The following is a 22,356-nucleotide window of genomic DNA, read 5'->3' on the forward strand; positions in this document are numbered from 1 at the left end:
CTTGGTGACTTTTGCCGCGTTGCTTGCTAAGCCGACCTGTCGTTTTTCACGGCATACATCGTCCGACAAAAGATACAAAGATAAAGTCCTGATCCCATGCCCGATCTTCTGCTTGAACTTCGCTCCGAGGAAATCCCCGCCCGCATGCAGCGCAAGGCGGCGGGCGATCTGAAGAAACTCGTCACCGATGCCTTGGTGGAGAGAGGGCTGACCTATGAGGGCGCGCGCGAATATTGGACGCCGCGCCGCCTGACGCTGGATATTCGCGGCCTCAACGCCCGCTCCGCCGATGTGCGTGAGGAAAAGAAGGGCCCGCGCACCGACGCCAATGAAAAGGCCATCGAGGGCTTTCTGCGCGGCGCCGGCCTCAACGACATTTCGGAAGCGCAGGTCGTTTCCGATCCGAAGAAGGGCGATTTCTACATCGCCATCATCAACAAGCCCGGCCGTCCGGCGGAAGAGATCATCGCGGAAGTGATGCCCGGCATCATCCGTTCTTTCCCCTGGCCGAAATCCATGCGCTCCGGCCCGGCCTCCATGCCGAAGGGATCGAGCTATGCCGGCATCGAGGGCAAGGGTTCCGAAAGCCTGCGCTGGGTGCGGCCGCTGCAATCCATCGTCTGCCTGTTCGGCCCCGAGCATGATGAAACCCAGGTCATTCCTTTCGTGATCGACGGCATCGTCGCCGGCAACGTCACCTATGGCCATCGTTTCCATGCGCCGGGCCCGATTACCGTGCGCCGTTTCGAGGATTATGTCTCGAGCCTCGAAAAGGCGAAGGTCATTCTCGATGCCGAGCGCCGCAAGGATATCATCCTGCACGACGCCAAGGATCTGGCTTTCGCCAACGGTCTCGAACTGGTGGAAGATGAAGGCCTGCTGGAAGAAGTCTCCGGCCTCGTCGAATGGCCGCAGGTGCTGATGGGCACCTTCGAAGAGGATTACCTGCAAATCCCTGCGGAAATCATTCGCCTCACCATCAAGACCAACCAGAAGTGTTTCGTCACCCGCAATCAGGGTGCGGAAGAGGGTCTTTCCAACCGTTTCATCCTGATCTCGAACATCGAGGCGAGCGATGGCGGCAAGGAAATCATCCATGGCAATGGCAAGGTCGTGCGCGCCCGCCTGTCGGATGCCCGCCATTTCTGGAACCGCGACCAGGGCGATCTGCCCGATCTGGAAACGCTCAAAGATTCGGCTGCGAAATTCAACCTCGATCTCAAGAATCCGCTCGACCAGCGCATGGCGAAGCTCGATGCATTGAACGTTACCTTCCATGCGAAGCTCGGCACGCAGGGTGAGCGCGTGGCCCGCATCCGCGAACTGGCGAAGGCGCTGGCCCCGGTTGTCGGCGCCGATGCCGATCTGGTGGACCGCGCCGTGGTACTGGCCAAGGCCGACCTGCGCACCGAAGCCGTCGGTGAATTCCCCGAGCTTCAGGGCCTGATGGGCCGTAAATATGCGGCGCTGCAGGGCGAAAACGAAAGCGTTGCCGCCGCCATCGAAGACCACTACAAGCCGCAGGGTCCCTCTGACCGCCTGCCGGCCGACAAGGTGGCGATCACGGTCGCTCTGGCCGACAAGCTCGATACACTCGTTGGTTTCTGGGCTATCGATGAGAAGCCGACCGGCTCCAAGGACCCCTTCGCGCTGCGCCGTGCGGCGCTGGGCGTCGTGCGTATTCTGCTTGAGAAAAACGTGCGGCTTCCGCTGCTGAGCGTTGCGAAGGACCCGGACCTTCTGTCCTTCTTCCACGACCGCCTGAAAGTCTATCTCCGCGACCTCGGCGCACGTTACGATCTGATTGACGCCGTTCTGACGCCGGAATCCGACGATCTGCTGATGATCGCCCGCCGTGTCGAGGCGCTCACCGCCTTCATCACCGGCGAGGATGGCCGCAACCTTCTGGCAGGCGCCAAGCGCGCAACCCAGCTTCTGGCTGCCGAGGAAAAGAAGGGCACCGTGGTGGCGAACAGCGTTTCGGAAGAGCTGTTGAAGCTCGATGCCGAAAAGGCGCTCTACGCGGCGATCAAGACCGCCTCTGCCGACGCTGCGAAGGCTGTTGCGGGCGAGGATTTCCGCTCTGCCATGCAGGCGCTCTCCACACTTCGCGCGCCCGTCGACAGGTTCTTCGAGGATGTGCTCGTTAATGACGAGGATGCGGCCATCCGCGCCAACCGTCTGGCGCTGCTGAAGGCTATTCGCGAGGCGACGGGAACGGTTGCGGATTTCTCGAAGATTACGGGGTGAGGGGATTGGGTGGCCGGGTATGTCAGCGTACTTGGTTCACCCCCCTCTGTCCTGCCGGACATCTCCCCCAAAATCCTCATCAGCGCCTGCCTCCTCGGCCAGCCGGTCCGTTATGACGGCAGAGGCAAACCCCTGTCCCACCCGGCGGTAGACCGCTGGCGGCAGGAGGGCAGGCTGGTCACGATCTGTCCGGAAATGGCGGGCGGCATGCCCGTGCCGCGCCCGCCGGCGGAAATCGAGAAGGGTGCCTCGGGTGTCGATGTGCTGGAGGGCCGCGCCCGTGTGCTGGAAGTGACCGGCGGCGATGTCACGGCGCAATTTATCGCCGGCGCGGAAAAAGCGCTGGCCTTCGCCAGGGCCAATGGCTGCACTTATGCGCTTCTGATCGACGGCAGCCCGTCCTGTGGGTCGGTTGCAATCTATGACGGTTCGTTTTCTGGCATCAAACATGCGGGCAATGGGGTGACGGCGGCGCTGCTCGAAAAAGCCGGTATTGCCGTATTTTCACCTGCTGATATCGATCATCTCGATGCGCTGACCCGCTGAAATGAAGCGCTGCAAATACTGCATCGCCTGCTTCCCGAGGTGGTAAATACTCCCTGCCGTCATCCTCGCCCTTGAGGCGAGGATCCACAATGCAATCTGGCCATGGGTCCTCGGGTGGAGCCCGAGGACGCCGCCGAATATGTAGGGAACGTTTTGGAGAGCACATAAAAATGCCGGGTCTGTGCCCGGCATTTTGTTTCAATCGCCGAGACCGTTCGTGGTCACCCCGCCATGCGCATCTGCTCTGCCATGCCATGAAGCTGGTGGCCGGAGGAGACGCGGAAGCCGCGGATGAGGTTCAGCAGTTCCTCGGTGTCGACGGCCAGCGCTTCCGCCGAAGCCGTGGTTTCTTCCGCCATCGCCGCATTGTGCTGGGTGGCGACATCGAGCTGGTTGAGCGACGAGGAGATAGAGCGCAATGTCGTATCCTGTTCGGCCGCCGAATGGGCGATCTTGCTGACGATTTCGTTTGCCGATTTGATCTGGTCCGAAATCCGTTTCAGCGCGTCGCCGGCCTCGCCGACAAGCCGCACGCCGTTTTCCACCTGGGCGGAAGAGCGGGCGATCTGGTCCTTGATCTCCTTGGCGGCGGCGGCGGATTTCTGCGCCAGTTCACGCACTTCCTGCGCCACCACGGCAAAGCCCTTGCCGGCTTCGCCCGCGCGCGCCGCTTCCACACCGGCATTCAGCGCCAGAAGGTTGGTCTGGAAAGCGATGTCGTCGATCACGCCGATGATGTTGGAAATCTGGTCGGAAGACTGTTCGATACCGCTCATCGCTGATATCGCTTCTTCCACCACCCGGTCGCTACGCATGGCTTCGGAGCTGACGGTGGTGACGCGCTTGGCGGCGTCGGCTGCACCCTCTGCTGTTTGGCGCACCGCAACGGTCAATTCATCCAGAGCGGCCGAAGTTTCCTCGAGGTTTGCAGCCTGCCGTTCGGTGCGCTGCGAAAGCTCGTTGGAGGCCTTGCGAATTTCTTCCTTGGAACCGCCAATATCGATGCTCTTGGAATTCACCTTGGCCATGGCGGCGTCGAGATGGGTCAGGGCCTCGTTGAAATTGTCGCGCAGCGCCGCATAACGATTGCCGAGATCGCCGCAGCGCACGGTCAGATCGCCGCCGGCGAGCTTCTCCAGTGCCTCGCCGATGGTGGTGACGACACGCGCCTGCAAGGCGGCCTCATCGCGTTGCATGTCGAGATTGTTCTGGCGCTCGGTGTCGAGCTGGTTCTGCTGTTCTTCCTGCCGGCGCTGCATGGCGTGGCGCTCGCGTACCTTGTCCTGGAGCGAGGCGGTGGCCTTGGCCATCATGCCCACTTCGTTGGTCAGGCCGGTATGGGGAATGGCGAGCGAGACGTTCTCATTGGCCACTTCACCGAGCGCACGGTGAATGTCGCCGAGTGGTTTGGAAATGCCACGGATGACGTAAAAGGCGGCGGCAAGCGCCAGCACGAAGATGGCGGCACCGATGGACAGCGCCTTCATCACCTCGCCGCGTACCTGCGCGTTCAGATCGTCGATATAAACGCCGGTCACGACCACCACCTGCCATGGCTCGAAGGCAAGCGCATAGGAGCTCTTGGCGTAGTCATTGCCTTCCATGCCGGGCTTCGGACCGTAAAAATCCGTCTGGCCGCCGCCATTGCGGCCAAGCCGCACAAGCTCGTCGCGATAGGCGAAACCCTTGCTGTCAGGCTTGCCCTTGAAGCTTTCGCCGACGCGCTTGGCATCGGGATGGAACTTCATCGTCACATCGTAATCGTAACCGAACAGATAGCCATCAGGCGTGAAGCGCATGGCGCTTACCGTGGCGTAGGCCTGTTTCATGGCCTCGTCCCGCGAAAGCGTTCCAGCCTTTTCCCTGTCGTGGAAGGATTGCAGGATGGAAATGGCTGACTGCACCTGCGTCCGCAACATGCCGTAGCGTTCCTCATAGATCGCGTCGGTGGCGGATTTCAGCTGGTAAAAGGTCGCAACGGAGAAGGCGGCCATCAGGGCCACGACGAGAACGATCAGCTGACGGGAAATGGAAAGGTTCTTCATGGGCGCTCACAAGCGTTTTGCATCGCGCACCCCAAAAAAGCTGCGCGCTGCCGAAGTTTCGGAAATGGGAATCGCGCCTTATGCGCGGTGAACAGCCTGAAAAGCGAGCCTTCGCCCCAGACATGATGTCGTGCTGCATTGCACTATGAAAATACTTAGCGGCCAAAAATTTGAATAAATATTTAATTAGAAAGAGCTTTATCAGCTCGATTGGCAGAATAACGGCAGAGAATTCCGTTATTCACCGCATGGTTGCCGTGAATTGTGGCGAATGCAGCAATGGCGCGATTATTTGACGTTTGTCATGCGAATACGCGTTGCGTTCTCGGTCAGTTGCCACGCAATTGGAAATCCGGGAATGTCGGCGTAGCCGAAGCGCTTGCGGGTGCTCCCGCACTCTCCGCGGAAATTTCCTTCACAGCCGATGTCGTCGTCGTTGCGTCGATGGCGGGGGGAGTTGAGGCCGTTTCGTCGGGCTGCGCCACAGGTTCAGCATCGTCATAAGTCGCGATTGCATTCTGGGTCTCGCCGGGCATCCATGCCGGATTGGTGCTGACGAAAGTAACGGGTGCGCCGCCCAGCCAGGCTTCGGTACGCACCAGCGTGCGTTTGCCATCGATTTCGCGCATTTCCATATGCTGTGTGCCGGGCTCGATGGAGGGAATGGCGTAACCCTGCGTCACGGTCTTGCCCTTCAGGGGCTGGCAACCACCGCAATCCAGGCGCACGAAGCTGCCATTGGTGATGTGCGTGCCATTGATATATTCGACGGAAGACGCCATCGCCGACCCGCCGGTCAGCGCCACAATCGCTGTGAGAAGAAGACGACGCATCGAAAAACTCCCGAAATAACGGCGTGGTCTCTTGTTCGAGACACAATGCGCCATTCAATGTTCGGGCAAGTATTATCGATGTTTCGTTTCCATCGGGTCAGCAAACTTGGTAAAAATTGAACGAAATATTCGCTCCCAACCCCGTTTGCTTTAAGGATCAGGCCTTTTCGCGGGCGACGGCCTGCCAGCCTATATCGCGGCGGCAGAAGCCGTTTTCCCATTCCACCCGGTCGGCCAGTGCATAGGCGCGGGCCTGCGCTTCCGTCACCGTCTTTCCAAGGGCGGTGACGTTCAGTACGCGTCCACCCGTGGCCACCAGCCCGCCGTCCTTCAGCGCGGTTCCGGCATGGAACACCTTGGCCTCTTCGCTGGCCTCGGGAATATGGGCGATCGGCGTGTTCTTGTCGTAAGCGCCGGGATAACCCTTCGAGGCGAGAACGACAGTCAGCGCCGCATCATCGCGCCATTCCGCCTCAACCTTGTCCAGCGTGCCGGTGGCGGTGGCGTAGAGGATCGGCAGCAGATCGCTTTTCAGGCGCATCATCAGCACCTGGCATTCGGGATCGCCGAAACGGACGTTATATTCGATCAGTTCCGGGCCCTTGGCGGTAATCATCAATCCCGCAAAAAACACGCCGGAAAAGGGATTGCCATCCTTGGCCATGCCCGAGATCGTCGGCTCTATGATCTCCTTCATGGTGCGTTCCACCATGGCTGATGTCATGACGGGAGCAGGGGAATAGGCGCCCATGCCGCCGGTATTCGGGCCGGTATCGCCATCGCCGACGCGCTTGTGATCCTGCGCAGTGGCAAGCGCCAGCGCGGTCTTGCCATCCGAAAGGCAGAAGAAGCTCGCTTCCTCGCCATCGAGGAAGGCCTCCACCACCACTTCGGCGCCGGCCGCGCCGAAAGCGCCGTCGAAACAGTCGTCGATGGCGGCAAGCGCCTCGGCTTCAGTCATCGCAACGGTCACGCCCTTGCCGGCGGCAAGCCCGTCGGCCTTGATGACAATCGGCGCGCCCTGTTGGCGAACATAGTCCCTGGCCGGTTCGGCGGATTTGAAACGCTGGTAAGCGCCGGTCGGAATATCGTAGCGCGCGCAGAGATCTTTGGTGAAACCCTTGGAACCCTCAAGCTGGGCGGCTGCCTTTGAGGGGCCGAAAGTGGCGATGCCGGCGGCGCGCAGATCATCCGCCAGACCGGCAACCAGCGGCGCTTCCGGGCCGACGACGACGAAGTCGATTGCCTTTTCTTTCGCAAAGGCGATGACGGCCGCGTGGTCTTCCACATCAAGCGCCACCAGCGTCGCGTGATCGGCAATGCCGGGATTGCCGGGGGCGGCATAAAGCTCATCGAGCAGGGGAGACTGGGCGATTTTCCACGCCAGCGCATGTTCGCGTCCGCCGGAACCGATCAACAGAACTTTCATGGTCAATACCCCTGCAAATTCGCCAGTAACCTTGTGTCAGGGGCGTTAAGGGCAGGGGGGCGAAAGGTCAAGGAGAAAGCGCCGCAAATGCCCGTCTTTCCCTTGAACGCCGCCTTTCCTGTGGAATCGTTGCCGCCTCTTGTTGTCACGCCACAATCAGACATTATGTTCGCCGCTCCAGACGTGACAGCAGAGAACCCCATGACCGCAGACAATGCCCGCCTCGCCTCGCTCATCGCTTCCGAAATCAACGCCCGCGCCGATCAGGTGAAGGCGGCGGTAGCCTTGCTGGATGAGGGCGCGACCGTTCCCTTCATCGCCCGTTACCGCAAGGAGGTGACCGGAGGGCTGGATGACACGCAGCTTCGAACGCTCGCGGAACGCCTCGTTTATCTGCGGGAACTCAATGCGCGCCGCGGCTCCATCGTGGAGTCCATCACCGGCCAGGGCAAGATGACCGACGAGCTGATGGTCAAGATCATGCAGGCGGGCACCAAGGCGGAGCTGGAAGATCTCTATCTGCCCTATAAGCCGAAGCGCCGCACCCGTGCCGAAATCGCCCGCGAACGCGGTCTCGGCCCGCTGGCAGAAGCGATATGGGAGAACCGCGCCGCCGATCCGGCAAAGCTGGCGGAAGCTTATGTTCAGGGTGAGGTGGCCGATGTGAAGGCGGCACTCGAGGGCGCGCGCGACATCGTGGCGGAAACCATGACGGAAAATGCCGATCTGCTCGGCCGCCTGCGCGATTACATGCGCCAGAACGCCACCTTCCGCGCCAAGGTGGTGGACGGCAAGCAGGCGTCGGGTGAGAAATTCTCCGACTATTTCGATCATTTCGAGCGCTGGGCGACGGTGCCGGGCCACCGGGCGCTGGCCATGCTGCGCGGCTGGAACGAAGAAATTCTGACATTGACCATAGATGTCGACGCGGACGATCCTTCGCCGGTCAAGCCCGCACAGCGCACCATCGCCGCCGCCTTGGATATCCGCAATGCCGGCCCCGCCGACCAATGGCTGATGGAAGTGGCAGGCTGGACCTGGCGGGTGAAGCTTTCCATGTCGCTCTCGCTCGATCTGATGCGCGAATTGCGCGAGCGCGCCGAAGAAGAGGCGATCCATGTTTTCGCCCGCAATCTCAAGGATCTGCTGCTGGCAGCCCCCGCCGGTTCCCGCGCCACCATGGGTCTCGATCCGGGCATCCGCACCGGCGTCAAGGTGGCTATCGTGGATGGCACCGGCAAACTGCTGGACACCACAACGGTTTATCCCTTCCCGCCGAAGAACGACGTGCGCGGCACGCAGGCGGAACTCGCCCTGCTTATCCGCAAACACAATGTCGAGCTGATCGCCATCGGCAATGGCACTGGCAGCCGCGAAACGGAAAAGCTGGTCGCCGATCTTCTGGCGCAGATGCCGGCTTCGGCTTCGGGCGCAAAGCCCACCAAGGTCATCGTCTCGGAGGCGGGCGCTTCGGTCTATTCCGCTTCGGAACGGGCGGCGGCGGAATTCCCCAATCTCGATGTTTCGCTCCGGGGCGCGGTCTCCATCGCCCGCCGCCTTCAGGATCCGCTGGCTGAACTGGTGAAGATCGAGCCGAAATCCATCGGTGTCGGCCAGTACCAGCACGATGTCGATCAGGGCCGCCTCAGCCGTTCGCTCGATGCTGTCGTGGAAGATGCGGTGAACGCCGTCGGCGTCGATCTCAACACCGCCTCTTCGCCGCTTCTGGCCCGGGTGTCCGGCCTTGGCAGCTCGATTGCCGATGCCATCGTCGCCCATCGCGACCAGACCGGCCCCTTCGCCAGCCGCAGGGAACTTCTGAAGGTGCCGCGCCTGGGCCAGCGCACCTTTGAACAATGCGCCGGCTTCCTGCGCATCCCGAACGGCAAGGAGCCGCTGGATGCTTCCTCGGTGCACCCGGAAGCCTATGGCGTGGCGAAAAAGATCGTTGCCGCCTGCGGCCGCGATCTGCGCTCGCTGATGGGCGACAGCGCCGCGTTGAAGGCGCTCGATCCGAAGAAGTTCATCGACGAGCAATTCGGCCTGCCGACGGTAAAAGACATCATCGCCGAACTGGAAAAGCCCGGCCGCGACCCGCGCCCGAGCTTCAAGACCGCGACCTTTGCCGAGGGCGTGGACGAGATCACCGATCTGAAACCGGGCATGCTGCTGGAAGGCACCGTCACCAATGTCGCCGCCTTCGGCGCTTTCGTGGATATTGGCGTGCATCAGGATGGCCTCGTGCATGTCTCGCAGCTGGCGGACCGTTTCGTGAAGGACCCGCATGAGGTCGTGAAGGCGGGCGATGTCGTCAAGGTGCGAGTCGTGGAAGTGGATGTGAAGCGCAAGCGCATCGGCCTCACCATGCGCAAGGATGGCGGCGAGGCAGCGCCGCAGCCGATGCGCGAGAAGGGCAATGCCAGCGCCATGCGGCACGCCACATCCAAACCGAAAGAGCGCAACGAAGGGTCGCAAACCGGTGGTGCGCTTGCCGCCGCTCTGGCTGAAGCCATGAAGCGACGCTGACCTCCGGTTGAAATGATTTTTTACCAAAAAGCCCCGCCGCACACCCCGGCGGGGCTTTTTGCTTGATGAAATCGTTCAATTTTTTTGAAATAAGACTATCTTGAAACTTGTGCTGAAAGGAATACGGTCAGCAAAATTGATAAGTGAGACTTAGCAATTGGGGGTGCCATGGCGTCGTCTCTGCATGTTCTTCTCGAAAAGATAATCAAGACCGGTGATCTTGTCGTCAACAGCCCGGGCGGGAGCCGTACATTTGGCGACGGAACCGGAAAAAGGGTGGTTCTGAATTTCACCGACGAGGCCGCCATGCAGGAGATCGCTGCCGATCCTGCACTGAAACTCGCCGAGATTTATATGGAGGGCCGTATGAAGGTCGCCGAGGGCGACATCTACGACTTTCTGGCGCTCGTCAAAGGCAATACGCTGAGCGAGGCGCTGTCTTTCGGTATGATCTGGCGCGGCATGGCGCGCATCATCGCCGCCCGCATCAAGATGCATCTGCCGGTCAATCACAACAAGAGCAACGTCGCCCATCATTACGATCTGAGTGCCAAGCTGTTCGATCTCTTCCTCGATGAGGACTGGCAATATTCCTGCGCCTATTTCAATCCGCCTGGCATCAGCCTCTATGAAGCCCAGGTCGCCAAGAAACGGCACATCGCCGCCAAGCTGATGACCGAGCCGGGCCAGAGCGTGCTGGAAATCGGCTCCGGCTGGGGTGGCATGGCGATGTATATTGCCGAAAGCGCCGGTGCTGACGTTACCGGCATCACGCTCAGCGAAGAACAGCTGCGTGTCTCTCGCGACCGGGCGGCAAAACGTGGCATTGCCGGCAACGTCCGCTTCGAATTGCAGGATTATCGTTACCTGCCGGCCTCGAAGAAATATGACCGCATCGTCTCTGTCGGCATGTTCGAACATGTGGGGCCGACCCATTATCGCGATTATTTCGACAAGGTGGCGGAGGTGCTGGACGACAGGGGCGTGATGGTGCTGCATTCCATCGGTCAGCCCTATCCGGCGCTGGCGACCAATCCGTTCATCGAAAAATATATTTTCCCCGGCGGTTATATACCCTCGCTTGCGGAGGTTCTGCCGGCCATCGAAAAATCGCGGCTGCTGGTGAAGGATATCGAAATCCTGCCCATGCACTACGCCCATACGCTTCGCCACTGGCGGGAACGTTTCGTGGCGCGCAAGGCCGAAGCGGTGGCGCTTTATGACGAGCGTTTCTTCCGCATGTGGGAGTTCTATCTGGCAGGGTCGGAAATGGCCTTTACCCACGAAAACTTCCATATTTTCCAGATCCAGCTCGCCAAGGACCGGGATTCCGTGCCGCATAGTCGCGACTACATCGCGCAGAACGAGGCGAAATTGCTGGAATTCGAGAAGACGCGCGCGCCGCTGGAGAAGGTGACGTTCTGACGAGGGCATGGGTAACGGGCGACCGAATTGTGGAGATTGTTGACAAACATCTCCGCAATCTCGGCGTCATCCTCGGGCTTGTCCCGAGGATCTATCCACGTTGCTTAAAGTCTGTCGGTTGCAGATGCTCGGGACAGGCCCGAGCATGACGGCGGTGAGGTTTGAGGCCTTGTCGCCACTCCGGAGGAGGCGCGTTTCTTCCCGCGCTGGTTAATGGAATGGAAAGACAATCCCTCTAATTCTACGGGCACCTGTCTGTATTGCGTTTCTGGGGTTCTTTCATGTTCAAGCCATCAGCGGCAGTCGCCGCCTGTGTCCTGTCGCTTTTTGCCGTGGGCAATGCCCATGCCGAAGGCTGGTTTTCCGGCGACTGGTATCTGAAACTCGGTGGCGCCGGTTTCACCGCGCCGAAGTACCAGGGCGACAACAAGAATGAATTCGGCTTTTCACCCATCATCTCTCTCGGACGTCAGGGGCAGGGCGCGCGTTTCACCTCCCGCAACGACAGCGCCTCTATCTCGCTTCTGGATAACGGTCCGATCAGCATGGGTCTGGCCGGCAAGCTCGTATCCCCACGAGACGAGGGCGACTCGTCCGACCTGAAGGGCATGACCCGCATCAAGCGCGGTGGCGAGCTTGGCGGTTTCGCCGAGGCCTATCCGACCGACTGGCTGCGCGTACGCGGTGAAGTTCGCCAGGGTATCCGCAGCCATAGCGGCGTGGTCGGTGACGTTGCCGTCGATGCCTTCACCGATATCGCCCCCGGCATCCAGATTTCCGCCGGTCCGCGGGCCACATGGGTAAGCAGCAAATATAATGAGCGCTATTACGGTGTAAGTGCTGCGCAGACGGCTGCCGGTGCGCCATCGCCCTATAGCCCCGGTGGCGGCCTGCATTCCGCCGGTATCGGTGCGGCCATTACCTGGAAAGTCACCGAAAACGCCGAGGTTGGTTCCTTCGCCGAATATCGCCGTCTCACCGGTGATGCCGCCGACAGCTCGCTGGTGCGCGAGCGCGGTTCGAAGAACCAGTTCATCATCGGTGTTCAGGCAAGCTACAAATTCAATTTCTCGCTTCCCTGAGATAGATGAACTCGCTGTTTGGAGATTGAAAACCCGCAGCAGAACGCTGCGGGTTTTTTCTATCCAAATATTCGGCATCATCCTCGGGCTTGACCCGAGGATCCATTGATTTCAACGGGTTGTGAATCCTCGGGCCAGGCCCGAGGATGACAGTGTAGAGGTAAGGCGCTTTGCCGGTCGCCCGAGGAAAAATCGTCAAATGCCGCGCATCTTTGCGCTTTGAAAACCGTTCCGATTTCCCCGCCGATGCTGTAGAACCATGCCTATGGTTCACCACAGCGATTTGTCAGACCGCGTTTCGGACGCGCCATCCAACAACTGGGTCTATCGGATTTTGCCGAGGCCCCTCTGGCCCTATGCGCAGCTGGCCCGGTGGGACCGTCCCATCGGCTGGCAATTGCTGATGTGGCCATGCTTCTGGTCCGCAGCCCTTGCGGCCAACGCCGCGGTGGCGACTGGCGGCTTTTCCTGGGCCACGCTCATCTGGCACCTGGCGCTGTTTTTCATCGGATCGGTGGCGATGCGCGGCGCAGGCTGCACCTATAATGATCTCGCCGACCACAAGATCGACATGGCCGTGGCGCGTACCCGCTCCCGGCCGCTGCCGTCCGGCCGCGTGACCCGGTTGCAGGCCAAGGTCTTCATCGTGCTGCAGGCGCTTGCCGGTCTGGTTGTGCTTCTGCAGTTCAACGGTTTCGCGATTGCGACAGGCATATTCTCGCTGATCTTCGTGGCGATTTATCCTTTCGCCAAGCGCTTCACCAACTGGCCGCAATTTTTCCTCGGCCTTGCCTTTTCCTGGGGCGCGCTGATGGGCTGGGCCGGGCAGTTCGGTTCGATCGCCTGGCCGGCTGTCCTGCTTTATGTCGGCTCCATCGCATGGACGATCGGTTATGACACAATCTACGCCCATCAGGATAAGGAAGACGACACGGCGGTAGGCATCGGTTCGACCGCGCTGCTGTTTGGCGAGAACACACATCGCTGGCTGGTTTTTCTTTATGGCACAGCCCTTGTCATGATCGCCCTGTCCTTCTGGGGCGCAGGTGTTAACGTGATCGCCTATAGCGGCCTTGCTGCTGCCGCCATCATGCTGTTCCGGCAGGTATGGGTGCTCAATATAGATGACGTGGCGCAATGCCTCGTGCTGTTCAAATCCAACAATCGTGTCGGCGTGCTGATTTTCGCAGGCCTCGTTCTGCCGCTTCTGTTCGTCTGAAGCCAGGTAAACGCAAGATACAAGAAAGCCCGGCCGCGTGGTGCGCGCCGGGCTTTTATTTGTTTTTGCTGAATATTATCAGCTGCGGGCGATGATTTCCTTGCCCTCGATCTTCATGCTCATGCCGAGAGAGCCGGTGGAGCGGCGAACGAGGAAGCGCGGGCGGCGATCCGCGAAATAGGAATGACGGCGGCGCGGACGGGTATTCTGGGTGCGCACCTTGCCGAGATGTTCTTCCAGCGGACGGGCGACGCCATCGGCTTCCACCATCAGCATGGGAATGCGGTAGGCTTCGGACCAGCTGCGCCAGTCGGCGGCGATATCGCAGAGATCATGGGCGACCAGAAGCGGAACGCACAGATCCGGATCGTCATGGTGCAGTTCCAGCGTCACCGTTACCTGTCCGTCACCATGGTCGATGGCGCGGGCGGCAACGCCCTTGAAGGCGCGGGCGGGCAAAGCGAAGGACAAAGGCAGGCCGGAAGAGGAAAGAACCTTTCTCAGAACGGCGCCCCGTTCATCGAGCGTGACGGCAACGTCGGTTGCGCCATTGCCTCTGCCATAAGTGACCTGTTGCGGGAAACGTGCCGGGTCGAGTCTGAGTGTGGCGACGGCCCAGTCGGGCTTCAGAACGGTCTTGGTCATGTTTATTCTACCCTTGTTTTACCTGAGAGCCGGTTTCCGGTCTTCTCATCGGGACTTTTCGTCCTCTGATGTCAGGGAGAATATCCGCCGTATCTTCGAGACAGCTTAAAAATCGCGGTTAAGAAAACTTTGCATTCCCAAATGGTTAGCAAAACCCACTGTGGCATGGTTTCGCTTAGGTAAAGCAGATTGGGACAATGCGATTTTTATCGCGGCCGAAATTGTGCTCTTTCAAGCTCCGGGCAAGGCGCTTCATGCATAGTCACGCCAAGGCTTGCCGTGCCTCCGGATGGAGGCACGACGCATGGATTTAAACCGGAGCTTTCGGCGTCCCAGGGGATGCGCGGTGCTCCAGGGGGCATTCGGATGGTATCGACTTATCTCAGCTACGACCTCATCAACCGCGATATGAAGGCAAGCATTTCGCGCGTGTCGCAGCAGGGGCTCATCGAGCGGCAGACGAAATATTACAAGGAGAACATCGGCGATGTGAAAAGCGTCGACGAGTTCCTCGATAACTATCAGCTCTATTCCTACGCCATGGATGCTTTCGGTCTCGGCGAGATGACCTATGCCAAGGCCTTCATGAAAAAGGTGCTGGAAAGCGACCTGAACGACCAGAACAGCTTCGCCAACAAGCTGACTGACGAGCGGTACCGGGAGTTCGCCGCAGCCTTCAACTTCACGGCATCAACGAAGACCGTCCAGACGGAAGCCCAGCTCGACAAGATGATCGGGCTCTACGGCACATCCATATCGGACCTGGACAACAGCCTTTCGGAAGAAACGCGTTATTACAAGGCGATCATAGGCACGGTTACCAATGTGGACCAGCTGCTCCGCAACGACAGGACACGCGCCTACATCTTCGAGGTCTTCGACATTGATGAGAAGACCTATTCCTACGCCCATATCAGGGGTTTGATGACGAGCGACGTCTCTGATCCCGATAGCTACATCAACCAGCAATACGGCGCTGCCTATAACGACGCCGTCGAAAAGTTGGCGATGAAGGGCAATATTGAAATGCATGCCCAGGTCACCACCCGGATTACCGCAATCGACACCGCGCTTGCTGGAACCGGCTTGAGTGATGAGGAGCGCACGAAACTCGAGGCGGAAAAGGTGACGCGGCAGGATCAGCTGACGCAGCTCGAAGCCGTGCTGCCGCCAAAAAGCGAGTGGGATGCAAAGCTTGCCGCCATCAAGGCGGAGCAGACGACGCTGACGAATACCGTCACGCGATACAATAACATGTCGTACATTGCCGCCGCCTTCGAATTCAAGAATGACGGTACCGTGGCAGCCGGTGGAGCGCAGAAGGCCGACAATATCAAGATCATGACGGACGCCTATATCAGCAGCGCGCCGCGCGTGACGCCGACCGTCGCTACCCTGAACAGGGACTATTTCGAATCCAAGATCGGCTCGATCAAGACCGTAACCGAACTGACGTCCGATACGCGGCTTCTCAATTACCTTAAGGTCGCCTTCGACCTGAATGATGTGACGGTTGTCAAGGCGACGATCGAGAACATCCTGAAAAGCGATCTGAACGATCCGAACAATTACATCGCGACCTTCGGCAAGAACGACAAGCGCTACCTCGCCATGCGAAATGCGTTCAATTTTCAGGCGGATGGAACGCTTGCCGCCGGCACGACACCCCAGACAACGACACAGACGGCAGCCACCACCAGCGGCTATATGATCCATTACAACGACAAGGATGATGCTGCCGACGAAAAGGCGATCCAGCTGTTCAAGAGCGACATCAAAAGTGTCACCTCCGTGAAGGATTTCCTCGAGAGCAGCGCCGTCTATAATTATGCACTGAAGGCGGTTGGCCTCGATCCGGCCAAGGTGAACGCCGCGGATATTCGCAAGGTCCTCACCAGCGACCTTCAGGACAAGAAAAGCTACGTCTATACGCTGAAAGACGAGCGATACGTCAAGCTGGCGGAGCTGTTCAACTTCTCTTCCGACGGCGCCGTGGGCTCTCCGGTTCTTGCGCAGTCGGAAATCGAGATGCAGACCATGTCGGCCGACTACATCAAGAAAAAATCGGCTTTCGGCACGGAAAAGGACAAGGAAGCGGCCAAGAAGGAAGCGGAATACTTCACGGACGAGATGCAGAAGGTCAAGACGCTCAAGGAGTTCCTGGCCAATGATCGCCTGACGAAATTCGCGATGGAATCACTCGGCATCGATCCCGAGAGCGTGACGAAAGAACAACTGGAAAAGATTTTCACTTCCAAGCTCGATGACAGCGGAAGCTACCTTAACAAGGAGATGGACCCGGTCTTCCGCCGCCTCGTCACCGCGTTCAACTTTGATACGGACGGCAATATCCTGCGCGAAGACCGGAGTTTGATCCAGACGCGGCGCGGTCTTTACGAGACGCTGGATAACTATCTGACGCAGACGCTGGAGACGCAGGCAGGCGAAGAAAATGCCGGCGTGCGACTGGCGCTTTATTTCCAGCGCATGGCGGCGGGAACGACATCCTATTATTCAATTCTCGCCGATACCGCGATCCAGAGTTTCATCAACACCACCTTCAGCATTCCCAGTGAACTCGGAAATGCCGAAGTCGATACGCAGGTGTCGATGATGAAGAAATACTTCAACATCGAGGATTTCCAGGATCCGGAAAAGGTCAAGAAGCTGATTGCCCGTTTCACCATCATGTATGACAGCGCCCAGAACACGACCGATCCGATCATGATGCTGTTCAATGGCAGCGGCTCGGTCGGTATCAGCGGCGATACGCTGCTGGCAGTGGCGACTTTGCGGGCGCGATAGGCGGAAGCGCGCGGACAGGCGATAAGAAAGAGCGGGTTGAGCGGCTCAGGCTGATGGTAAACCTTGCCGCATGCACGACGTCATCCTCGGGCCTGTCCCGAAGATTCAATTACCTGACATAAACAGATAGGTTGCAGATGCTCGGGACAAGCCCGAGCATTATGGAGGAGCGGTTTTTCTGTCTCGTCATTTTCCCGCCGGCCGTGACTTGTCTAGGGCGATCCGCTCACCAGCCCGGCAGCATGTGTCCGGCGCGCAGGCGCGGCATCTTCGGGTAGGTCTTCACATCATTGTCCAGCTCGTCGGTGACGCTCATTGGCGAAATATTGTCGAGGCAGGCGGTAATGTGGTCGGTGATGGCGTTCACCAATGAAGGAGAGAGGCCCGGCCGTTTCATCAGGCCGATCTGTACCGGCGGCAGGGGCGGGAAGCCATCTGCAGCCGTCAGAACCTTCATGCCGGTGCGCAGCGCCGATTCCGGCAGCACCGAGACCGCCATGCCCGCCAGCACGGCGGCCGCGACCACGGTGGAAGACCAGCTTGTGAAGAGAACCTGATAATCCCGCCCATCCGCATCGAGCGCCGAGCAGGCAAGCTGACGCCAGTGACAATCGCGTCGCCCGACGGCCAGCGGCACGGGTGCGTCGTCCTTCAGCGGATGGTTGGCGGAGGCGACCCAGCAGAGCGGCTCGGTGCGCACGACATCCGAGGACCGGGCACGGGGATTATGGGTGACAAGCGCGATATCCAGCTCACCGCGCGCCATTTTCTCGGCAAGGCTCACCGAAGGTTCGCAGACGATATAAAGTTCGACATTGGGATGCGTCTTGGCGAAGCGCCCGATGATTTCAGGCATGTAGCGGTCGGCATAGTCATCGGGCGTGCCGATGCGCAACGTACCTTCAAGCCTGTTGTCGTCGAAGGCCGCGATTGCCTCGTTGTTGAGGCGTATGATACGGCGGGCGTAGTTCATCAGTTTTTCGCCTTCCGCCGTCAGGCGGTTGCCGCGCCCGTCCTTGGCGAAAAGCTGTTTGCCGATGCGCTCTTCAAGCCGTCGCATCTGCATGGATACGGCGGATTGCGTCTTGAAAACGCGGTCTGCGGCCTTGGTGAAGCTACCCGTATCGACAATCGCGATGAAGGTATGCAGCTGGTCTATGTCGAGAGGTGCGGACATGGATGGTCATCCATCAGAATGATTGATGTCTCACATTAGAAACATTCGTTGGACTGATCAATAGTCTTGCGACATTTTGGCATCCAACAAATCAATCTCAAACCCCGGGGCGGACATAGCGTCAGGCCCCTAACCCAAGGCAGCTTCTAGCGCGTGGTGCGCCGGGGGCGGTGCCGCATCGTGCCGTTACGGAAGGATAAGTGTCATGCGCACGGCAGAACGGAGAATGGAACTGGAACTTGCAACGGGAAGCCAGGGCGACACCCTGCGCCGCACCATCATTACCGTTGCTTCCACCGTGAAAACGTTTGTCCAGCGCATCTACAACCGTATCGTGGCCAATAATCTCATGGAACTCGATGACCGCCTGCTCGCCGATGTCGGGCTGGCGCGATCGGATGTGATGAACGCTCTCGATACCGGTTTGCTCGAGGATCCGACCACCCATCTGACCCGGGCTGCGCGGCTGCGTGCCGTCAGGCGCTTCGAAACGCTCTAGGCTTTGCCCGAGCAATTCCGGACGCAAAACCGCCAGGATGTTTTGCCGGAATGTTTCTGAGCTGAAAGGTTTTCCCCGCAGGGTGATTTGCCAATAGCCCTGCCTTTGCCCGGTGTACGGCCCCTCGGCCGCACCGGGCTTTTTTATGGCTGCTTAATTGCCTGCGCTCCCAAAACTGCCGCCGGTTTCGGACGGGATATGCATGGGAATTCGAGCGCGTCAAATGAGTGCGACTGAACGCGGCCTGCCTTGGATGACCGCCGAGGCTCACATTTCCCGGAACTGTCCGGCGCGAGGACCGGCCAGAACGACTTCCCAGGCGGATTTGTTGGTGTATTTCTGACGCGCAAGAAAAGTATAGCCGGTGCGGTCCCAAGGCTTGATCGAACCACTCAGATTGTCGAGTACATACTCCCCGTCCGACAGGCGAACCAGCAGCACGGCATGATTGTTGCCGCTGCGATCCAGCACAACGGAAATGGACATTTTGTTGGAGGGGAAACCGGCGTCCAGCAATGCCTTGGTTTTCGCGATGGCATAGTCCTCGCAGTCGCCGCGACCGTCCTTCGGCAATGCCCAGTAATTGCTGCGGCCGTAGACAACGGTGTCTTCCACCGGTCTGATGGCGCTGTTGACCTTGCGATTGACCTCAGAAAGCAGGCCACGCGTCTGGTCGTCAGCCATTTTCACGCCGGCTTTGGAGGAACACAGCCAGCTGTAGCGCTGACAGGCGGAAGAAAAACCCACCGGCGCGTTAATGGAGCGGGTGGCCGAAAGCTCGCTGGCGGAAACCTGCGCGCCAAGCGTCATCGCGCCCAGCAGAGCGAATGCAAGAACATAAATCCTCATGATTATATCAGTTCCCTCAAGGTAACCTGGTGATCTGGGGAACTGGCCTTCATGCCGCCCGATCTCACGCATGAATAAAGTTAAACACTGACGGAAGATCACCCCGATTTCCCGTCACGCCCGAACTAAAAAACACATCCAAAACGCGTCAAAGTGCACCTCATTGCATGATTAGCCCAAAATTTCAAAAAAAATTAACATAGCCTTTTGGGATGTGCGCCAAATCGGGACAGCACATGGACGCAGCAAAATATTTCAGGGCAGTTGGAGACGGGCTAGGGCGATCTGAATAACGATAGGTTTTCAGTGCGTGATTTTTCATTTCAATAGTACATTTGGTGAATTTTATGTCTTATGTAGCTTATAATAATTAATTACAAAGTATTAAAGCAAATTTATCGCAATATAAGAGCACATTGAGAATGTAGTTGTATTAATATATATTTGTCAATCCAGTTATAACTGCCGATAAGGGAGGAAAACCCATGCGCAGTAAGGTGACAACTGTGTTCTCTTGTATTGCAATCTTGCTGTCCAGTACGACACTGGGAACCGCGCAGACGCGTTTGCAGCGATGCGAATTCGTAAGGCCCGGAACTTTGGAGGCTGCACTTTGCAGAGCGACAGCCTCCATTCCCGGCGTTAACGAAAACGATCACGGTGACAACAATTTTGCAGGAACGAGCAATCCGAGCAGCGGACCCAGCAATCCTGGCGGTAGCAGCGGACCGAGTAATCCCGGCGGCGGCGGTGGCAGTGACCCCGGCGGTGGCGGCGGTGACCACGGTGGCGGTGGTGACCATGGCGGCGGCGGTCATCACGGTGGTGGCGGCGACCATGGCGGTGGCGGTCACCACGGCGGTGGCGGTGACCACGGCGGCGGAGGTGACCATGGCGGCGGTGGTGACCATGGCGGTGGCGGCGACCATGGCGGTGGAGGTGACCACGGCGGTGGCGGTGACCACGGCGGCGGTGGTGACCATGGCGGTGGCGGCGACCACGGTGGTGGCGGCGACCATGGCGGCGGAGGTGACCACGGCCGTGGCGGCGATCATGACGGCGGTGGCGACCATGGCCGCGGTGGCGATCACGATGGCGGCGGCGACCATGGCCGCGGCGGTGACCATGATGGCCATAACAATCACGAAGGTGGTAACGACAATTAACCGAGCCGATTGCTGAGGCCCTGTCAAAAACTGGCGATCGGAAGGTCGCCAGTTTCGATGTTTTTGCGGCCGGCAGTTTCCCTCAAAGGTGCAGGGAACGAAATTCAATCAACCGTGTGATCGTAAATTGCATTCAAACCCTCGACCGAGGGAGGACGCCCCTCGATCCCAAGGTGCAACGCAGAAATCTCATTGATTTAGCCTGCCGCCGCACGGGCTTGCGGCGTGTTCAGCCGAGATGACAAGCACGTGATCGAGGTCGCGGCACGTGTCATATCGCAGCGTTTGCAACCCGATGGGCATGATTGGCTCTCGGCCTAGTACTGATATTCCTCGAAGACCGGCAGGACCGATCCGCCCCAGCGGCCGTTATAGAGCGCGAGCAGATCGTCGGCGAGCGTGGTCTTCTTGGCCAGTACCTCGTCCAGCGAGGACAGGAACACGGTCTCGTCCTGGCCGTCGCCGTTGAGCCGCTTGCGGTTTTTGAGACCGGTGCGGGAAATATCGAGCACCTCGCGGGCGATGCCGAGCAGCGGCTTGCCGGCAATCTCAGCTGAAAGCCCCTTGGCCGGTACGGCGTTACGAAGCGCGATCACCTCATCGAAACTCCAGCCGGACGTCAGCGCATCGGCGGCGTCAAGCGCTTCCCGGTCATAAAGAAGACCGACCCAGAAGGCGGGCAGGGCGCAGATGCGCCGCCACGGGCCGCCATCCGCACCGCGCATTTCGAGGAAGCGCTTCAGGCGCACATCCGGGAACAGTGTGGAGAGATGGTTCGTCCAGTCTCCCATGGTCGGCTGCCAATCGGCGATTTCGCCCTTCAATGCCCCGTTCATGAACTGACGGAAGGTGACATGGGTGCAATCGTGATATTTGCCGTCGCGCACGATGAAATACATCGGCACGTCCAGCGCCCATTCCACATAATCCTTGAAACCGAAATCCTGGTCGAAGGTGAAAGGCAGCACACCGGAGCGGCGGTTGTCGGTGTCGCGCCAGATATCGCCACGCCAGGAAAGAAGGCCGTTCGGCTTGCCCTCGGTGAAAGGTGAAGAGGCAAACAGCGCGGTTGCCAGCGATTGCAGCTTCATGGAAACGCGCATCTTCTGGCGCATATCCGCTTCCGAGGAGAAGTCGAGGTTCACCTGAATGGTGCAGGTGCGGTACATCATGTCGAGACCCTTGGTCCCGACTTTCGGCATGTAACGTGTCATGATCGCGTAGCGCGATTTCGGCATTTGCGGCGTTTCGTCGTAACTCCAGAGCGGGCTGCCGCCGATGCCGAGAAAACGGATGCCCATCGGCTCCGCCACTTCGCGCAGGGTCGCCAGATGCTGGTTGGATTCCTTGCAGGTCTGGTGCAGGTTTTCGAGCGGCGCGCCGGATAGTTCGAACTGGCCGCCGGGCTCGATGGAGATGGCCCCCATGCCGTGCTGTTCGCCAAGCCCGATGATGTTGTCGCCGTCCATGATCGGCTCCCAGCCGAGCTTTTCCTGCATGCCTTTCAGAAGGGCTGAAATGCTGGCCTCGCCGAAATAGGGAACCGGCTTGTTGCCTTCGCGGAAAAAGGCGAATTTTTCGTGTTCCGTGCCGATACGGAAATCGGCTTCAGCTTTGTTACCGCCCGCCAGATAATCTGTAAGCTCCGTGACGGAGGAGAGGGGGGTCTGGTCGGTCGTGTCGCGTGCCATGGCTTACCTTGTTATGACGTCTCTGTTGCGGCGAGGCATATGATTGGCAGATAGAGCCGGATCGCATCCGGAGGCAAATGAATTTCTTTTAAAGATGCATGAAGCGCAATATCCCAAAGCAGGCCGCGCGAAACTGTGCGGCGTTTTTGCGATGACGACATGCGCCAGA

At 59.1% G+C, this 22,356-nt stretch carries 16 protein-coding genes; 9 read left to right on the forward strand and 7 right to left on the reverse strand.

Features of this window, described 5'->3' with window-relative positions; translation table 11 throughout:
- Positions 1 to 96 precede the first annotated feature (96 nt).
- Positions 97 to 2,250 carry a glycine--tRNA ligase subunit beta gene (glyS, locus tag AGR13A_RS02845; RefSeq protein WP_080833547.1) on the forward strand — a complete coding sequence of 718 codons (2,154 nt, stop codon included), beginning with the start codon at positions 97 to 99 and terminating at the stop codon, positions 2,248 to 2,250.
- 60 nt (positions 2,251 to 2,310) lie between these two features.
- Positions 2,311 to 2,796, forward strand: a complete 486-nt coding sequence (locus AGR13A_RS02850) for a DUF523 domain-containing protein (RefSeq protein WP_374701839.1) — start codon at positions 2,311 to 2,313, stop codon at positions 2,794 to 2,796.
- 221 nt (positions 2,797 to 3,017) lie between these two features.
- Here AGR13A_RS02850 and AGR13A_RS02855 read toward each other — a convergent pair whose 3' ends face one another.
- From AGR13A_RS02855 to purD, 3 genes are all read right to left on the reverse strand, one after another.
- Positions 3,018 to 4,841, reverse strand: a complete 1,824-nt coding sequence (locus tag AGR13A_RS02855) for a methyl-accepting chemotaxis protein (RefSeq protein WP_080833548.1) — start codon at positions 4,839 to 4,841, stop codon at positions 3,018 to 3,020.
- Positions 4,842 to 5,170: 329 nt separating this feature from the next.
- Positions 5,171 to 5,674 (reverse strand): plant virulence effector HPE1-like domain-containing protein, encoded by a 504-nt coding sequence (locus tag AGR13A_RS02860; protein WP_167377385.1) that lies wholly within the window; start codon positions 5,672 to 5,674, stop codon positions 5,171 to 5,173.
- A gap of 157 nt (positions 5,675 to 5,831) precedes the next feature.
- The gene (purD, locus tag AGR13A_RS02865; RefSeq protein WP_080833552.1) at positions 5,832 to 7,103 is read right to left on the reverse strand and encodes a phosphoribosylamine--glycine ligase; all 1,272 of its coding nucleotides are present in this window, start codon (positions 7,101 to 7,103) and stop codon (positions 5,832 to 5,834) included.
- 201 nt (positions 7,104 to 7,304) lie between these two features.
- Here purD and AGR13A_RS02870 point away from each other — a divergent pair, with 201 nt between their 5' ends.
- The 4 genes from AGR13A_RS02870 to ubiA all read left to right on the forward strand — a co-directional run bounded on the left by AGR13A_RS02870 (position 7,305) and on the right by ubiA (position 13,355).
- Complete coding sequence (locus AGR13A_RS02870) at positions 7,305 to 9,629, forward strand: Tex family protein (RefSeq protein WP_080833554.1); 2,325 nt, start codon at positions 7,305 to 7,307, stop codon at positions 9,627 to 9,629.
- Positions 9,630 to 9,797: 168 nt separating this feature from the next.
- Positions 9,798 to 11,054: an SAM-dependent methyltransferase gene (locus AGR13A_RS02875; protein WP_080833556.1), complete on the forward strand. Its 1,257-nt coding sequence runs from the start codon at positions 9,798 to 9,800 to the stop codon at positions 11,052 to 11,054.
- A 281-nt stretch (positions 11,055 to 11,335) separates the two neighbouring features.
- Positions 11,336 to 12,136: a MipA/OmpV family protein gene (locus tag AGR13A_RS02880; protein WP_035219028.1), complete on the forward strand. Its 801-nt coding sequence runs from the start codon at positions 11,336 to 11,338 to the stop codon at positions 12,134 to 12,136.
- A gap of 265 nt (positions 12,137 to 12,401) precedes the next feature.
- Positions 12,402 to 13,355, forward strand: a complete 954-nt coding sequence (gene ubiA, locus AGR13A_RS02885; protein ID WP_080836469.1) for a 4-hydroxybenzoate octaprenyltransferase — start codon at positions 12,402 to 12,404, stop codon at positions 13,353 to 13,355.
- Positions 13,356 to 13,433: 78 nt separating this feature from the next.
- On the opposite strand, the gene AGR13A_RS02890 is transcribed toward ubiA, so the two are convergent.
- A complete protein-coding gene (locus tag AGR13A_RS02890) occupies positions 13,434 to 14,000 on the reverse strand; it encodes a DUF6101 family protein (RefSeq protein WP_035218780.1) in 567 nt (188 codons plus the stop codon).
- Positions 14,001 to 14,366: 366 nt separating this feature from the next.
- Here AGR13A_RS02890 and AGR13A_RS02895 point away from each other — a divergent pair, with 366 nt between their 5' ends.
- Positions 14,367 to 16,805 carry a DUF1217 domain-containing protein gene (locus AGR13A_RS02895; protein WP_080833558.1) on the forward strand — a complete coding sequence of 813 codons (2,439 nt, stop codon included), beginning with the start codon at positions 14,367 to 14,369 and terminating at the stop codon, positions 16,803 to 16,805.
- 226 nt (positions 16,806 to 17,031) lie between these two features.
- Here the strand turns inward: AGR13A_RS02895 and AGR13A_RS02900 are convergent, their stop codons facing one another.
- Positions 17,032 to 17,982, reverse strand: coding sequence for a LysR substrate-binding domain-containing protein (locus tag AGR13A_RS02900; protein ID WP_035218774.1), 951 nt, complete (start codon positions 17,980 to 17,982; stop codon positions 17,032 to 17,034).
- Positions 17,983 to 18,187: 205 nt separating this feature from the next.
- Here AGR13A_RS02900 and AGR13A_RS02905 point away from each other — a divergent pair, with 205 nt between their 5' ends.
- The gene (locus AGR13A_RS02905) at positions 18,188 to 18,481 is read left to right on the forward strand and encodes a DUF1127 domain-containing protein (RefSeq protein ID WP_035218772.1); all 294 of its coding nucleotides are present in this window, start codon (positions 18,188 to 18,190) and stop codon (positions 18,479 to 18,481) included.
- Positions 18,482 to 18,748: 267 nt separating this feature from the next.
- Here AGR13A_RS02905 and AGR13A_RS02910 read toward each other — a convergent pair whose 3' ends face one another.
- On the reverse strand, positions 18,749 to 19,330 hold the full coding sequence (locus tag AGR13A_RS02910) for a transglutaminase-like cysteine peptidase (protein ID WP_167377386.1): 582 nt from the start codon (positions 19,328 to 19,330) through the stop codon (positions 18,749 to 18,751).
- A 750-nt stretch (positions 19,331 to 20,080) separates the two neighbouring features.
- Between AGR13A_RS02910 and AGR13A_RS24835 the strand changes: the two genes are divergently transcribed.
- Entirely contained in the window at positions 20,081 to 20,512 is a 432-nt protein-coding gene (locus AGR13A_RS24835) for a hypothetical protein (RefSeq protein ID WP_167377387.1), read from the forward strand.
- A gap of 301 nt (positions 20,513 to 20,813) precedes the next feature.
- Here the strand turns inward: AGR13A_RS24835 and AGR13A_RS02920 are convergent, their stop codons facing one another.
- Positions 20,814 to 22,187, reverse strand: coding sequence for a glutamate--cysteine ligase (locus AGR13A_RS02920; RefSeq protein WP_035218769.1), 1,374 nt, complete (start codon positions 22,185 to 22,187; stop codon positions 20,814 to 20,816).
- Positions 22,188 to 22,356 lie beyond the last annotated feature (169 nt).

This window comes from Agrobacterium genomosp. 13 str. CFBP 6927 (assembly GCA_900012615.1).
Lineage (GTDB): Bacteria > Pseudomonadota > Alphaproteobacteria > Rhizobiales > Rhizobiaceae > Agrobacterium.